We start from the raw sequence: 1,321 nt of genomic DNA, 5'->3' as shown, positions 1-1,321 counted from the left end.
GTGCGGATGCAGGCGCACGGGCAGGCGCCCGAGCCACCACAGGCGCTGGCGCTGGCGCTGGCGCAGGCGCTGGCGGGGGCGAGAGCGGGGGCGCAGACGCCGACTGCGATGCGATCCCCGGCTCACGCAGTGGCGTGGCCTGGGGCGGTGGCGCCCCGCGGGCCGGTTCTCGCGCAGGCACCGGTGAGGCCGTCGGCATCGCTTGCGGATCGGTGTCCGTGGAGGGTGGTGGCACGTGCACCGTGGCCACAGGCGCAGCGGGAGGCGAAGACGACCGCAGCGGCGATGGCGATGGCGATGGCGATGGCGGCAACGGCACCGCAACAGGCTCGGTGGCAGGTTCTTCCCGCGGCGGCTCGTCCGGCTCGACCGAGCACACCGGCGGCCGTGGCAGGCCGTCGTCGAGCGCAGCCTGCACCGCATCCCTGAACACCGCTTCCTCGCGCAGCACCCGTTGCGCAGACATCGGCTGCGAGGCCTCGCCCCGGACCGCGTCGTCGACCTGGTGCCGGCGGCGCATGCTCTCGGCGAGCTGCGCCACGCGGGCCTCGTCGGCGCGGCGCCGATCGTCCGACACCGAGCTCACGGCCGCCCCGATCCGCCGACCCCGACCGTTTCCGTTTTCGGATCGGGATCGGGCTCGAAGTCGGTCGCCTGCTCTTCGCGCACGTGGTAGTCCAGCAGCACCGCCATCGCGTCGACCTCCACGCCCGGCGCCACCAGGACCATGTAATGCAGCGGCTCCTTGTCGCTGCGCCGGCGCACCGGCAGGCGCCGGAAGCCGATGCGTTCCAGCGCACGCCTCGAGCGCACGTTGTCGTCATAGTCAACATCCAGCCGCTGGCGCGGGTCGAGCTGTGAGCGAGGCGCCGACCCCGATGCCCCCGGTGGAACCGGCGCTGTCGCCGCCGGTGCCGGAGCGCCCGCACGAGCTGCGGGTGCTGCTGGGCGCGCAGGCCGGCAGCCGCCTGCCGCTGGGCGATGGCGAGTATGCCGTCGGCAGCGGCGACGACTGCGCGCTGATCCTGGTCGGTCCGCGCATCGCGGAACGGCACGCCACGCTGCTGATCGCGAACGGCAGCGTGCAGGTGCGCACGGACGGCGGCCGCGTGCTGGATGCGCAGGGTCGCGTGCTGGAACAGCCCGTGCCGCTCGCACCCGGCATGCCGGTCGAGTTCGACGGCGTGTGGATCACCGTCGATCGCGCCGAGGCCGACTGGCCCGACGTGCGCGACCTCGCCGCCGGCTTCACGGCGCCGGCCGCGCCGGGCGGCGAGGCGGCCGCAGCCTCCGCCGCGCCGGTCGCCGCTTTGCCACGCTG

The 1,321-nt window shown here is 74.8% G+C and carries 2 protein-coding genes; one reads left to right on the top strand and one right to left on the bottom strand.

The window, feature by feature from the left end; all coding sequences use genetic code 11:
* Nucleotides 1-582: 582 nt before the first annotated feature.
* A complete protein-coding gene (locus AC1D15_RS32635; protein WP_477829327.1) occupies nucleotides 583-813 on the bottom strand; it encodes a hypothetical protein in 231 nt (76 codons plus the stop codon).
* A gap of 65 nt (nucleotides 814-878) precedes the next feature.
* On the opposite strand from AC1D15_RS32635, the gene AC1D15_RS32630 reads away from it, so the two are divergent.
* Nucleotides 879-1,321: FHA domain-containing protein (locus tag AC1D15_RS32630; protein ID WP_477829326.1), on the top strand; the 443-nt coding region annotated here is incomplete at its 3' end.

It is taken from the genome of Rhizobacter sp. P2_H2 (assembly GCF_056403375.1).
This window is presented reverse-complemented; position numbering and strand designations above follow the sequence as displayed.